The organism is Streptomyces sp. HB132 (assembly GCF_016909575.1).
Taxonomy (GTDB): Bacteria; Actinomycetota; Actinomycetes; order Streptomycetales; family Streptomycetaceae; genus Streptomyces.
In genome coordinates this window covers 448519-461825 of the sequence record NZ_JAFBGA010000004.1, presented here as the reverse complement: position 1 = coordinate 461825, position 13307 = coordinate 448519, and the positions used below count along the sequence as shown (strand labels likewise).

Genomic DNA, 13307 nt, shown 5'->3' with positions numbered 1-13307 from the left:
CGGGTGGGCAGGTGGGCCGGAGGGCCGTGTCAGGCCGTGGCGAAGGAGTAGAAGCGCTTGAGGGTGCAGTGCTCCTCCAGGAGCCGGCCGTAGATGGGCTCCCCCTCGAGCTCCCGGTAGGTCTCGATGGGGTCGCCTTTTATGATCAGCGCCTGCGCGCACTCCTCGCACCAGTACTGGAACTCGGCGTTGACGGGATCCATGTCCCTCACGATGGGCGTACCGCTGCCGCACCAGTCGCACTTCCGCCTGTGTGCACCCATCCGGTCAGCTCCGAGGGCGGCCGCAGGCCGTGCACGTGACGGAGCGCTGCGGCGAGGCGCAGAGGGAGGGGGTCACGGTGGGACGGTGGGTGCGGGTCGAGCGGTGGAGCGCGGCGGGGGTAAGGGGCGGGCCCGGGGCCCGTACGCGGCTCGCAGGCATCGCGCTCCCTCCCGATCGGTCCGTCGCCCCCTCCGGCGCTCCGATTCTGCCATGACCCCGCAAGGGGGTCAGCCCGAAGAGCGCCCAGCTGCGCGCCTTTGCCCCGAAGGGCAGGGCGCCTGTCCGGCCGGTGCACCTGCGACAACGCCGCCCGAGCACCCTGGCGGCCCTTGTCCCAGGCGGGCCGGGGCAGTTGAGACGTGACCGGCACGAGTGACGTCACCGGTGCCGCACATTCGGCAAAAAAAGATCCCGCCCCCTGCCGGGGACGGGATCTTGACTGTGGAGCTAAGGAGAATTGAACTCCTGACCTCCTGCATGCCATGCAGGCGCTCTACCAACTGAGCTATAGCCCCGCTGTCCGCTGTGATTCTCCACGTTTCCGCGCTGCGAACAAGAAGAACTTTAGCCTGCGACGACCCGGAAAGTGAAATCCGGCCCCAGCAGCCCGGAGGAAGCCTCCGGGCACCTGCTAGTCGTCGTCCCCGAGCACCGGTTCGGGGAGCGTCCCGGCGTTGTGCTCGAGCAGACGCCAGCCGCGCGCGCCTTCGCCCAGGACGGACCAGCAGCAGTTGGAAAGCCCGCCGAGCCCCTCCCAGTGGTGGGACTCGAGCCCGAGCAGTCGGCCGATGGTCGTCCGGATCGTGCCACCGTGGCTCACCACGACGAGCGTGCCGGCGTCGGGCAGTTTGTCGGCATGCTCCAGGACGACGGGGGCCGCCCGGTCGGCGACCTCGGTCTCCAGTTCGCCACCGCCCCTGCGGACGGGCTCACCGCGCTTCCACGCCGTGTACTGCTCGGCGTACCGGCCGACGATCTCCTCGTGCGTGAGGCCCTGCCAGGCGCCCGCGTACGTCTCGCGCAGCGCGGCATCGTGCGCGACGGCCAGGCCGGTGACCGAGGCGAGCTCGGCAGCCGTGGCCGCCGCCCTCCGCAGGTCGGACGCCACGATCGCGTGCGGCTGCAGCGAGGCGAGCAGCCGGGCGGCGCGACGTGCCTGCTCGACACCCGTCCCGGTCAGCTCGATGTCCGTCGAGCCCTGGAAACGGCGCTCCAGGTTCCACGCCGTCTGGCCGTGCCGCCAGAGGACGATCTTGCGGCCCCTGCCGCTGCCGCTGCCGTTCAGCTCTGGTCACCTTCCGTGCCGCCGTTGAGCTGGGCGTGCTCCTCGGCCTTGCCCCGGGTCTTGAGCGCGTCCTCGGGGAGGGCGATCTCGGGACAGTCCTTCCACAGGCGCTCGAGCGCGTAGAACACGCGCTCCTCGCTGTGCTGGACGTGGATCACGATGTCGACGTAGTCGAGGAGGATCCAGCGGGCGTCGCGGTCGCCCTCGCGGCGTACCGGCTTGGCGCCGAGCTCCTTCTGCAGCCGCTCCTCGATCTCGTCGACGATCGACTTGACCTGGCGGTCGTTGGGGGCCGAGGCGAGCAGGAAGGCGTCGGTGATCGACAGCACATCGCTGACGTCGTAGGCGATGATGTCGTGCGCGAGCCGGTCGGCCGCAGCCTGGGCGGCGGCGGTAATGAGCTCGATGGAGCGGTCCGTGGCGGTCACATGCAGGCTTTCGTCGGCGGTCAGATCGACCTCTAGGGTCTCACGGACCGCCGACAGCCCTTACGACGTCTGATCGGAGATCTTGTAGTCCTGTCCGAGTACGACGGACACATCGGCGTTCGCGGCGGGATCGCCCTTCTCCACCGCGCTCTCCGGCAGGCCGAGGGTCTTGGCGACCTCGACCGCCTTCGCCTTCTCCTCCGCTGCCCCGTAGACCACCTCGGACGACGCCGCGGTGCTCGCCCTGCCGCTGTCGACGAAGGCGTAGCCGCCGTTGACGAGCTGGACCCGGGCGAACTCGGTGCCCTGCGTGTTCCCCGTTGCGTTCTTGATCCCCACGCGTACCGCCGCGCCCTGCTCCGACGCCTTCACCTTGCCTCCGAGGACGTCCTTGACGACGCGCTCCGTGGCCTCCTCGGTGAGGGTCCCGTCCCCCTGGACGGGGAGCAGCTCCGTCTTGTAGTCGCCCACCTTGGCGTGCCCGGCAAGCTTCGCCAGCGATGCGGCGAGGTCCTGCTCCGGCAGCGACGGGTCGAGGATCTGCGCGAGGGTCTCGATGGTGACGGCCGCGGCCTTGGGGTCCTCCGACAGCTTGCGCAGCACGCCCCGCATGACCTGGCCGAAGCGCATCAGCTGCTTGGCCTCCGGCTCGCCCGCGCCCTGGTAGGTGGCGTACGCGACGGCCATCGGGCCGCTCAGGGTCTGGCCCTCTCCCTTGTTGACGAGTGGCGAGGCGCCCTTCTTGGTGTCGGGCACAGCCGTGTCGGTGTCGACCTCGATGTTGCCGACGAGCTCGACGAGGTTCTCGAGGTACGGGGTGTCGAGCCGCCAGGTTCCGCTGATGCTGGTGCCGAGCAGGGTGTCGATCGCCTCACGGGTGCCGGTCGAGCCGTCGTCGTCGACGGACTTGGCGAGCGTGGTGGTGGTCCCGTCCTCCCCGGCCAGGGCAACCGAGTTGGGGAGCAGGACGGTGGTGCCCTGCTCGGTGGTGACGTTGTCGACGAGCAGCGCCGTGGAGGTGCCGCCCTTCTTGGTGTTGTGCAGATGGACGACGATGACGTCCCGCTTCTGCGGGCCCGTCGCCGTGGTGTTCTGTCCGTCCTCGCCGGCGACTCCCGGGATCTTTCCGGCGAACCACAGGTAGCCCGCTCCGCCGACGATCACGAGGGCCACGACGACTATGAGCGCGACCATCCGGTTGTGCCCGCGTCGGCGTGCCTCCTCGCGGCGCTCGCTGCGGCTTTCGGTGAACTTCAGCCAGTCGATGACGTCTTCGGAGTCCTCGTCGGGCTCCTCGATGAAGGAGAACTGCTCGGTGCCGTAGTCGCGGTCGGCGCGGCGCTGCCCGGGCACGGTGGCGTCGGCCGCCGGTTCGGGTTCACGCCGCTGTTCCGGCAGAGGCGGTGGAGGCTCGGCCACGGGCGCGGCGGGGGGCTGAGGCGCTTGCCACTGCTGGGCGGAGTCGTCCACGGCGGGCTGCCCGCCCGTGTCGTAGCCGTACGCACCGTAGCCGTCGCCGTACCCGTATCCCTGCTGCGTCGGCTGCGCCTGCTGCTGGGTGTGCTGGGCGGCGTACGGGTCGTAACCCTGCTGCGCACCGGCGTACGGGTCGTAGCCGTAGCCCTGATGCGGCTGCCCCTCGTGCTGGGACTGCCCGTCGTGCTGGGACTGCTGGGGCTGCTGCTGGGCATACGGGTCGTAGTGCTGCTGCCCCTGCTGCTGATGGACCGGCTGCCCGTACTCGTCGTAGCCGATGATCTGCGGCTGTTGCCGGTACGGGTCGTACGGGTCGTGTCGGTCGTTCACAGGTGCCCCTCTGCGTGGCTCATTCGCCGCGGTACAGCTGGCGCTTGTCGATGTAGCGGACGACACCGTCCGGCACCAGGTACCAGACCGGCTCGCCCTGCGCGACCCTGGCACGGCAGTCTGTGGACGAGATCGCCAGTGCGGGCACCTCCACCAGCGAGACGCCGCCCTCGGGCAGCCCGTCGTCCGTCAGTACGTGACCCGGCCGGGTCACACCGATGAAGTGGGAGAGCGAGAACAGCTCGTCGGCGTCCCGCCAGGTCAGGATCTGGGACAGGGCGTCGGCGCCGGTGATGAAGAAGAGGTCGGCGTCGCCGTGCACCGTGCGCAGGTCCCGCAGCGTGTCGATCGTGTACGTCGGCCCGCCGCGGTCGATGTCGCTGCGGCTGACCGAGAACTGCGGGTTGGACGCCGTCGCGATGACCGTCATCAGATAGCGGTCCTCGGCCGGGGACACCTGCTTGTGGCTCTTCTGCCAAGGCTGCCCCGTGGGGACGAAGACGACCTCGTCGAGGTGGAAGTGGGCGGCCACTTCGCTGGCCGCCACCAGGTGGCCGTGGTGGATCGGGTCAAAAGTCCCGCCCATCACGCCGAGTCGGCGCTTGCCCCGGCCGGTGGGCACTTCCTGCTCTCCCATGCGTGCAGACCCTACTGGCACAGCCGTTCGCCTCTGCCTCAGCGGTCTCGGTTGAAACGAGTGGTGATCCACAGCAGGATCATCAACGCGACGAACGCGCCTGCGCCGGTGAGGTAGGGGCTGAGGCTTTCGTGGTTACCACCCTGCTCGCCTTCGGAGGCGAGGGTGACCAGCTGGTGCGCGGTGCTCGAGAGGCTCATCTTCTGCAGGACCTATCCATCGGGAATCAGGAGGGAGACGTCGCGCACATCGTATGCGGGCGCCACGGGCACGCTCACGCCGACTCAGTCGTTGTTGTCGTCGTTGCCGTATCCGCGCAGCAGGAACCAGGCGAGCAGGGCGGCACCGACGAGCGCGACGAGCAGCACGACTCGGAGGGTGTCGCCCGGTCCCTGGTCCTCGGACACGGCGGCGAGCATGACGGCGGTATGCGGCATTCCGGGCGCTCCTCAAAGTTATCCACAGCCCCCCGCACACCGTAGCGCCAGCACATACGCTGGCTTTTGTCAGGGGGACGAGCAACGTCTCGTACGAACAGGGGGCATACATGACCGACACCAGTCACGAGAGCGTGCCGAGCAGGCGCCGAAGGCGATTCCCGGACATCTCCTCGCGTGCCTACGAGCACCCTGCGGACCGCTCGGCCCTGGTGGCCCTGCGCAAGCTGAGCGGTTTCGACACCGCGTTCAAGGCGCTGAGCGGCCTGCTTCCCGAGCGGAGTCTGAGGCTGCTCTTCCTGTCGGACTCCGTCCGGGTGAGCGACGCCCAGTTCGCGCATCTCAACGACATGCTGCGGGACGCCTGTTACATCCTGGACCTCAAGAAGGTCCCGCCGATGTACGTGACGCAGAACCCGCAGCCGAACGCCATGTGCATCGGTCTCGACGAGCCGATCATCGTGGTGACGACCGGGCTGGTGGAGCTGCTCGACGAGGAGGAGATGCGAGCCGTCGTCGGCCACGAGGTGGGCCACGCCCTCTCCGGTCACGCGGTGTACCGCACGATATTGCTGTTCCTGACCAACCTCGCGCTCAAGGTGGCGTGGATCCCGCTCGGCAACGTCGCGATCATGGCGATCGTGGCCGCGCTGCGGGAGTGGTTCCGTAAGTCGGAGCTGTCCGCCGACCGGGCCGGGCTGCTGGTGGGACAGGATCTGCGCTCCTCGATGCGCGGGCTGATGAAGATCGCGGGCGGCAATCATCTCCACGAGATGAACGTCGACGCGTTCCTCGCCCAGGCCGACGAGTACGAGAAGAGCGGCGACCTCCGCGACTCCGTGCTCAAGATCCTCAACGTGCTGCCGCGGACGCACCCGTTCACGACGGTCAGGGCGGCCGAGCTGAAGAAGTGGTCGGAGAGCCGGGACTTCCAGCGCATCATGGACGGCCACTATCCCAAGCGGGACGAGGACAAGGACACGTCGGTCACGGACTCGTTCCGTGAGTCCGCGGCTCATTACGCCGACACGGTGCGCACCAGCAAGGACCCGCTGATGAAGCTGGTCGGGGACATCGCGGGCGGCGCGGGCGATCTGGGAGGCAAGCTCCGGGACAAGTTCACCGGCGCGGGCGGCGGAAGCACCGGCGCAGGTGGAGCGAACAAGGGCGGCGCGTCGGCGTCGGACGCTACGGACGGCTCGGAGGGGACTTGGAGGCGTCCGGACCCCGAGGAGGGCTCTGGGCCGGGGTCGGGGAGCTGACGGCCAGAGTGCCGCAGAGTGCCGCCGTCGGCACGCCCGTGGCGTACGGGTCGGTGCCGGCGGGGCCCCGGGTGTCCCCCTGACGGCCTGCGAGCAGCGGGCGCAGGGCCCCCGCCGTCGCGGCGGAGCACGACTGCGGTCCGGCCTGGACGTAGGCGCGGCGGACCTCCAGCCGGTGCAGGCGGATGTCTTCCTGGTCGAGCAGGAAGGTCAGGACTCGGCGCACGGTGAACAGCGAGGCCCCGTCGGCCCGGTGGGGGCCTGAGAGCGCGGGCCGCAGTGCGTAGGTGAAGGTGTGGTCGGACACCACCTCCAGGGTGTCCGCCCCCGCCTCCGTGTAGGAGAGGGTGCCGTGGACCCGGATGTCGGGGTCGGCCAACTCCACCTCCGCCGGGTCGAAGCGCACCAGCCAGCCGGTCGCGCTGTGCTCACCGTCGTCAGCGGGTGAGTCCATGCTCCGGTCGAACTGCGCCGTCTGGTCGGGGTCGATCAGCCGCCCGACCGGCCGGACGACTCCGCCGGTGAGTACGTCGGGGTCCAGGGACGAACCCACCAGGTAGTCCTTGACCGTGGCCAGGGCGATGGTCACCTGGTTGTCCGAGAAGTTCTTCGTCCGCCGGACCGGGGGGAAGTTGATGCCTGACGCGCCGGTGCGGTACACCCCGGCCGGGCCGTCGGCGAGGAGGACCTCGGCGGTTCCTCCGGGCACGGGGCCCTGCGGTGCCAGCGGGACCACCGTGGTGCGAAGCGGTTCCGCGCGCCTGCCGTTGGGCGCCGGGTAGGGGTTGCGGAAGCCGATGTAGACGGCGGCGGCGAAGGCCAGCGCGATCAGCAGGACGAGTGCGACACCGGTTCTGGGGCGTCGCCTGCGGGTGCCCCGGCCGGGGAGGGAGCGTACGGCGTGCGCGTGATCAGCCATGCGCTCCTTGGCGGAGAACTCCTGCAGCCGGGCAGCGCGGACGAACGATTCGTCGAAGACGAGTGAGCGGTACTCGTCCTCTCCACCCGCGGGGTTCTCGGGCGGCCCTTCGGGCGGTTCTCCGCGGCCTGTCATGACTTCTCCCGATCTCCGCGCCACCGGCCGGGGGCCGGCGCTGGAGCCCGCCTCAGCCACCTGGCACCGGGCGGACCTGTACGTCACGGGTTCGACGCATCGACTCGTGGCCGGCCCTCCCCCGGGAACGGGTGGAGGGGTCACAGGGTCATACCTTCAGATTGGGTCGATCGTCATCACGGTAAACGCCCCGCAGGTGGGAGCGCAGGTGGAGCGCGGCCGGGTGGGCGTCTCGGGGCCCGCGGTCCCGCCACCGGGCTCACCAGCCTTCCGGGACGGTCCGCGGTCCCGTCGAAAGGCCCCGCGGAACGCCGCCCACCGCACCTGCCCGCGACCGGCCCGCCATACCTTCGGCGGCGGATCACAGGGGGTGTCGGACCGCCGGGAGAGCCGTCAGGGCGTGCGGGGGAGGGCTGGTACCGCGGGGAGGGAGTACTCGGCCGAGGTGGAGGGGGCGGCGCCCGGCTTGTCGACGCCACTGGTCGCAGGTGGTGGCACCTGGTCCTGCCGGTTGCCCGCAGCGCCTCGGAACACGGCGCTGAACGCCAGCGCCACCATGCCGATCCCCATCAGCAGGGCGAGCAGCCAGGCGACCGGGCGGTGCCAGCGAGCTGTACTCCGGTAGGGGCGCAGGGAGCCGCCGTGGCGTCCGTAGGGGCTGTTGTCGTCCTCGTCGGCACCGTCAGGGTCATCGGGATCGTAAAGGCCACCGAAGGCCCGCTCACGGCCGTACACGCCGTCCGGCCCGTAGCCGTCGTGGAGGTCGTCGTCGAGGGAGCCGCCGCCCCGACGCGCCCTGCCGGCCTCGGCTTCGGCGCGGGCCTCGGCAGCTGCGAGCAGACGCTCGACCGCGGTGGGCTCGTGGATCTCGGCGGACCGGACGAAGTCCTCGTCGAACACCACGGAGGCGAAGTCCTCGTCCGCACCCCCGCGGTCGTCGTCGGGCTCCCAGCCGTCCGGGAACGGCCTGCCCCCCACGTCGTCCGGCACAGCTTCAGCGTAGCCCCGGCGGGGCGTTTTCGGCAGGGAGCCCGCGAACTCGCCGCCCCCGCCGGAAGCGCCCTCGGGCGGATGCCGGTACGGATGCCGCTACGGATCCCCCGCTAACGGATGTGGCCGTCGCCGGTGACGATGTACTTCGTCGACGTCAGCTCCGGCAGCCCCATGGGCCCACGGGCGTGCAGCTTCTGCGTGGAGATGCCGATCTCGGCGCCGAAGCCGAACTGGCCGCCGTCCGTGAAGCGCGTGGACGCGTTCACGGCGACGGTCGTGGAATCCACCAACTGGGTGAAGCGGCGGGCCGCCGCCTGCGAGGTGGTGACGATCGCCTCGGTGTGGCCGGAGGACCAGAGCCGGATGTGCGCCACGGCCGACTCCAGGGACTCCACGACCGCGGCCGCGATGTCGTAGGAGAGGTATTCGGTCTCCCAGTCCTCAGCCGTCGCCGCCACGACGGTGGCCTTGGAACCCTCGGCGTAGGTGAGCACCCGCTCGTCCCCGTGCACGGTCACCCCTGCCTCGGCCAGCGCGTCCAGGGCAAGGGGCAGGAACTCCGGCGCGATGTCCTTGTGGACCAGGAGGGTCTCGGCGGCGTTGCACACGCTCGGTCGCTGCGCCTTGGAGTTGACCAGGATCTCGACGGCCATGCGGAGGTCGGTCTGCGCGTCGACGTAGACGTGGCAGTTGCCGGTGCCGGTCTCGATGACGGGGACCGTCGACTCCTCCACGACCGTGCGGATCAGCGAGGCGCCGCCGCGCGGGATCAGCACGTCGACGAGGCCGCGGGCCCGCATCAGTTCGCGTACCGAATCGCGGTTCTCGCCCGGGACCAGCTGCACCGCGTCCGCCGGCAGACCGGAGCCGCCCACCGCGTCACGGAGCACCCGCACGAGTGCGGCGTTGGAGGCGTACGCCGAGGACGAACCACGCAGCAGCACGGCGTTGCCCGACTTCAGGCAGAGCGCGGCGGCGTCGACCGTGACGTTGGGCCGGGCCTCGTAGATGATGCCGACCACCCCGAGCGGCACCCGCACCTGGCGAAGGTCGATGCCGTTGGGGAGGGTGGATCCCCGGACCACTTCGCCGACCGGGTCGGGGAGCGCCGCCACGTCGCGTGCATCCGCGGCGATGGCGCGGATCCGCTCCGGGGTGAGCGTGAGCCGGTCGACGATCGACTCGCTCGTCCCTGCCTCCGTGGCCTTGGCGACGTCCTCGGCGTTCGCCTCGACGATCTCGCCGGCGCGCACCTCGAGCGCGTCCGCGATCGCCAGGAGGGCGTCGTCCTTCGCCGCGCGCGGGAGTGGCGCGATGTCGTCGGCGGCTGCGCGTGCCCGGTAGGCGGCCTGGGCGACCGGGGACATGTTGTCGTACGGCGAAAGCGTGGTCATGCCCGCAGGGTAGTGCGCACACTGCGGACGAACGTCACGTATCCCGTGATGCGAGACAGCCGTACAGTTGCCCCCGCACCCGGTCCGGCCCGCACTACCGGTGCCGATGCACGGGCCCGACCCGTCGCTGCTGGTACACGGGCCCGCCCCGTCGCTGTCGGTGCACCCGTCCGCCACGCCGCTGTCGGTGCACCCGTCCGATCCGCACGGGTACACCGCGCCCCGTCCCGACGGCGGCCCCGTGGTGCGGGCCGCCGAACCGCTCCGCCGTCAGTACGGGTGCACACCGACGGGCGCCGCGGGCGGCGGGCCGTAGCCCTCCGCGATACGCAGGTGGTACGTCTCCCGGTCGATGACCTCCAGGCCGACGATCTCCCACGGCGGGAGCTTCGCGCTCGAGCGGTGCTCCCCCCACAGCCGCAGTGCCACCGCGGCGGCGTCGTGAAGGTCCCTGGCCTCTTCCCAGTAGCGGATCTCCGCGTGGTCGTTGGCATAACGGCTGGTCAGCAGGAAGGGATGGTCGTTCGCCAGCTGCTCCAGCCCGCGCCTGACCTCCTTCAGCGGCGTCTCGCCGCCGGAGACACTGAGGGTGATGTGCCACAGCTTGGAGCGGGTCAGTTCCTCGTTCGTCACCACCGGTTCCTGCTCCAGGCTCTCGTCGGTGGGCGTGCCGACGAAGTCGGCTCCCGCCCCGACGCTGGTCAGGGCACGACTGCCCGTTCCGCGGGGCAGCGCCCCCGGGCGTGCTCGTCTCACCGGCGGCCTCCTGTGAATGCGTAGCTGTACCGACCCCTTTGTATCCCCGTGACAAAGTTGACCAGCCCGGGGCCGGGCGTGGGGGGGTTTTCGTGAAGGTCTCCGCCCTGAGGCCGGACTTTCAGCCGTTTCAGGGGGCCGGACGGGGTGTGAGGACGACGAGATCGTCCCTGTGTACGACTTCCCGCTCGTAGGCGGGGCCCAGTTCACGCGCGAGGTCGCGGGTGGATCTGCCGAGCAGCTGGGGGATCTCTTTCGCGTCGAAGTTGACGAGCCCGCGGGCCACGGCCCGGCCGGCGGGGTCGCGCAGTTCGACCGGGTCCCCGGCGGAGAACTCGCCCTCGACCGCGGAGATCCCTGCGGGCAGCAGGGACGTACGGCGTTCGACGACGGCGCGCACCGCTCCGTCGTCGAGCATGAGGGCGCCCCGCGGGGTCGAGGCGTGGGCCAGCCACAGCAGCCGGTCGGCCGAACGGCGCCCCGTGCGGTGGAAGTAGGTGCCGGTGTCGCGCCCCGCGAGGGCGTCCGCGACGTGGCTCGACGAGGTGAGGACGACCGGGATCCCCGCGGCGGTGGCGATCCTGGCCGCCTCGACCTTGGTGACCATGCCGCCGGTGCCGACGCCCGCCTTGCCCGCGCTGCCGATGGTGACGCCCGCCAGGTCGGCGGGGCCGCGAACCTCCGCGATGCGGGAGGTCCCAGGCGTGCTCGGGTCCCCGTCGTAGAGGCCGTCGACGTCGGACAGGAGCACGAGGAGGTCGGCGTGGACCAGGTGGGCGACGAGCGCGGCGAGCCGGTCGTTGTCCCCGAAGCGGATCTCGTCGGTGGCGACCGTGTCGTTCTCGTTGACGACGGGGAAGGCGCCCATCTCCAGGAGCTGGTCGAGCGTGCTGTAGGCGTTGCGGTAGTGGGCGCGCCGGCTGATGTCGTCGGAGGTGAGGAGCACCTGACCGACCCGTACGCCGTAGCGGGCGAAGGACGCGGTGTAGCGGGCGACGAGCAGTCCTTGACCGACACTGGCCGCGGCCTGCTGCCGGGCAAGGTCCTTGGGCCTGCGGACGAGCCCGAGGGGCGCGAGGCCCGCTGCGATGGCTCCGCTGGAGACGAGGACGATCTCGCGCTCCCCGCCGCTCCTGACCTTGGCGAGCACGTCGACGAGCGCGTCGACCCGGTCGGCGTCGAGCCCTCCCGCCGCGGTGGTGAGGGAGGAGGATCCGACCTTGACGACGATCCTGCGGGCGTCGGTCACTCCCGGCCTACGCCCCCCGCTCTCCCCGGAGGGTGTGCGGAGCTCGCCTTCGGTCTCCCCCGCCGCGCCTTCGGATTCCCTTGCCCCTGACACGTACGCCCGTCCCCATCACGTCGTCCTGCTCGGTTCTCCTCAATCTACGCGAGGGGCCGGGCCGCCACCCCGCCGTCTCAGCTGCTGTCACCGCGTGGACACTCCTACGCAGACGGACTACTCCGCGTCACCTTCCGACATGCCCACGAATGGAGTCATTTACGTAATCTCCACCGGTCGTTCATCGGGCTACTCTCTATTACGTGACAGATGAACCGACCCGCCAGAGGCGCATTCTCCTCAGATCAGGCAAAAGCCCCTTCGATGTGGCTTCGCTCGAACAGTCCCTCGACAGAGATGTCTTCGCGACCAACGCGGGCAACCTGATCTTCAGTGACGCTGCCCACAAGATTCTGACGACTCCGCGGGCAGCGGTCTTCTCGAACGGTATTCGTACGGATCCATCGGCGGCCGCTCGCATAAACGAGGAGTTCGACGTCTTCGTCGTGCCCCTGGCGAACGCCTTCCGCCCGACCTTCGAGCGGCCCTTGCAGCGGATGACACAGCTGATCAAGAAGCTGCGCATCCCCGTGGTCGTCCTGGGCGTCGGCGCACAGGCGGACCTCAAGTACAACGCGTCCCGGCTGAAGCCGATGGAGGCGACGGTCAAGGAATTCGTCACCCAGGTGCTCAACCGCAGCGCCTCCATCGGAGTGCGCGGAGAGTTCACCGAGCAGTACCTCAAGAGCATGGGGTTCCGGGACGTCGAGGTCATCGGCTGCCCCTCCATGTTCATGAACGGCGAAACGTTCAGGCTCGAGAAGAAGACCGAGTCGCTCACCCCTGAATCGCGCATCTCGGTGAACGGATCGCACAGCGCCGTACGTTCGCACGGCCTCGACGCCATAATCCGTCAGGCCCACGAGCGCTATCCCCACCTGCGGTTCATCGGGCAGAACCTGCTCGAGGCCCAGCTGCTCCACTGGCGGGAGACGGCGAACCCGATCGGCGCCCAGACCTCGATGCCGACCCACCCGTCCCACCCCATGTACCGCGAGGGCAAGGTCAGGCTCTACGTCGACCCGGCCACCTGGATCGAGGAACTACGCGCGTTCGACTTCTCGTTCGGCTCGCGCATCCACGGAAACATCGCGGCGCTGCTGGCCGGTGTCCCGAGCACGGTGCTCTGCAGCGACTCGCGGACCCTGGAACTCTGCCGGTACTTCGGCATTCCGCACCGCAAGATCTCCGAGACGCCCAAGAACATCGACCCCGCCGAGCTGTACGAGGCGGCGGACTTCGGTGAGCTGGTGAACGGCCACAAGGAGCGCTTCCTGCGCTTCACCGGCTTCATGGAGCGCAACGGGCTGGAGAACACCTTCCACCACGGCGACAGCGGCAAGGCGTTCGACGCGCAGATGTCCAAGCTCGCCCTTCCGCCCGCCGTCCGCCCGTGGACCGAGTCCGACCCCGACTCCCTGAGCAGCCGTTTCAGCTGGATGCAGAGCCGGATGGAGGAGCTGGCCGCCCAGAACGCGGAGCTGCGCGGCCAGCTCGAGAAGAAGGGCGCCGGCCCGGTCAAGGTCAGGGTGCAGACGGGCGCGGGAGCGGCCGCGTGGCCGTCCGCCTACCGGCGCGCCCGACGCGTGGTGGGGCGCCCGGTCCGCAGGTTGCTTCGCCCCGAACAGTAGGGACGACGTCCCTGCCGC

The 13307-nt window shown here is 70.1% G+C and carries 14 protein-coding genes and 1 tRNA gene; 2 read left to right on the top strand and 13 right to left on the bottom strand.

Annotated features, from left to right (window positions below):
- Positions 1 to 29: 29 nt before the first annotated feature.
- The 8 genes from JOC24_RS12925 to JOC24_RS12890 form a co-directional block, all read right to left on the bottom strand.
- Complete coding sequence (locus JOC24_RS12925; RefSeq protein ID WP_205020362.1) at positions 30 to 263, bottom strand: hypothetical protein; 234 nt, start codon at positions 261 to 263, stop codon at positions 30 to 32.
- A 443-nt stretch (positions 264 to 706) separates the two neighbouring features.
- Positions 707 to 779: transfer RNA gene (locus JOC24_RS12920), tRNA-Ala, on the bottom strand.
- Positions 780 to 895: 116 nt separating this feature from the next.
- Entirely contained in the window at positions 896 to 1549 is a 654-nt protein-coding gene (locus tag JOC24_RS12915) for a histidine phosphatase family protein (RefSeq protein ID WP_205020469.1), read from the bottom strand.
- Positions 1546 to 1977 carry a ribosome silencing factor gene (gene rsfS / locus JOC24_RS12910; RefSeq protein WP_033305683.1) on the bottom strand — a complete coding sequence of 144 codons (432 nt, stop codon included), beginning with the start codon at positions 1975 to 1977 and terminating at the stop codon, positions 1546 to 1548. Before rsfS ends, JOC24_RS12915 begins: the two co-directional genes overlap by 4 nt.
- Positions 1978 to 2037: 60 nt before the next feature.
- A complete protein-coding gene (locus JOC24_RS12905; RefSeq protein ID WP_205020361.1) occupies positions 2038 to 3783 on the bottom strand; it encodes an LCP family protein in 1746 nt (581 codons plus the stop codon).
- A 19-nt stretch (positions 3784 to 3802) separates the two neighbouring features.
- On the bottom strand, positions 3803 to 4420 hold the full coding sequence (nadD, locus tag JOC24_RS12900) for a nicotinate-nucleotide adenylyltransferase (RefSeq protein WP_205020360.1): 618 nt from the start codon (positions 4418 to 4420) through the stop codon (positions 3803 to 3805).
- Between the two features lie 38 nt (positions 4421 to 4458).
- Positions 4459 to 4620, bottom strand: a complete 162-nt coding sequence (locus tag JOC24_RS12895) for a hypothetical protein (protein WP_205020359.1) — start codon at positions 4618 to 4620, stop codon at positions 4459 to 4461.
- Between the two features lie 84 nt (positions 4621 to 4704).
- The gene (locus JOC24_RS12890; RefSeq protein WP_205020358.1) at positions 4705 to 4857 is read right to left on the bottom strand and encodes a hypothetical protein; all 153 of its coding nucleotides are present in this window, start codon (positions 4855 to 4857) and stop codon (positions 4705 to 4707) included.
- Between the two features lie 110 nt (positions 4858 to 4967).
- Between JOC24_RS12890 and JOC24_RS12885 the strand changes: the two genes are divergently transcribed.
- Positions 4968 to 6119 (top strand): M48 family metallopeptidase, encoded by a 1152-nt coding sequence (locus JOC24_RS12885; RefSeq protein WP_205020357.1) that lies wholly within the window; start codon positions 4968 to 4970, stop codon positions 6117 to 6119.
- On the opposite strand, the gene JOC24_RS12880 is transcribed toward JOC24_RS12885, so the two are convergent.
- The 5 genes from JOC24_RS12880 to proB form a co-directional block, all read right to left on the bottom strand.
- A complete protein-coding gene (locus JOC24_RS12880) occupies positions 6046 to 7173 on the bottom strand; it encodes an SCO2583 family membrane protein (RefSeq protein WP_205020356.1) in 1128 nt (375 codons plus the stop codon). The genes JOC24_RS12885 and JOC24_RS12880 overlap by 74 nt on opposite strands.
- A gap of 393 nt (positions 7174 to 7566) precedes the next feature.
- The gene (locus JOC24_RS12875) at positions 7567 to 8163 is read right to left on the bottom strand and encodes an SCO2584 family spore wall biosynthesis protein (protein WP_205020355.1); all 597 of its coding nucleotides are present in this window, start codon (positions 8161 to 8163) and stop codon (positions 7567 to 7569) included.
- 113 nt (positions 8164 to 8276) lie between these two features.
- A complete protein-coding gene (locus tag JOC24_RS12870) occupies positions 8277 to 9560 on the bottom strand; it encodes a glutamate-5-semialdehyde dehydrogenase (protein ID WP_205020354.1) in 1284 nt (427 codons plus the stop codon).
- Between the two features lie 270 nt (positions 9561 to 9830).
- Complete coding sequence (locus JOC24_RS12865; RefSeq protein ID WP_205020353.1) at positions 9831 to 10316, bottom strand: hypothetical protein; 486 nt, start codon at positions 10314 to 10316, stop codon at positions 9831 to 9833.
- A 130-nt stretch (positions 10317 to 10446) separates the two neighbouring features.
- Complete coding sequence (gene proB, locus JOC24_RS12860; RefSeq protein WP_205020352.1) at positions 10447 to 11565, bottom strand: glutamate 5-kinase; 1119 nt, start codon at positions 11563 to 11565, stop codon at positions 10447 to 10449.
- A 296-nt stretch (positions 11566 to 11861) separates the two neighbouring features.
- Between proB and JOC24_RS12855 the strand changes: the two genes are divergently transcribed.
- A complete protein-coding gene (locus JOC24_RS12855) occupies positions 11862 to 13289 on the top strand; it encodes a polysaccharide pyruvyl transferase family protein (protein WP_205020351.1) in 1428 nt (475 codons plus the stop codon).
- Positions 13290 to 13307 lie beyond the last annotated feature (18 nt).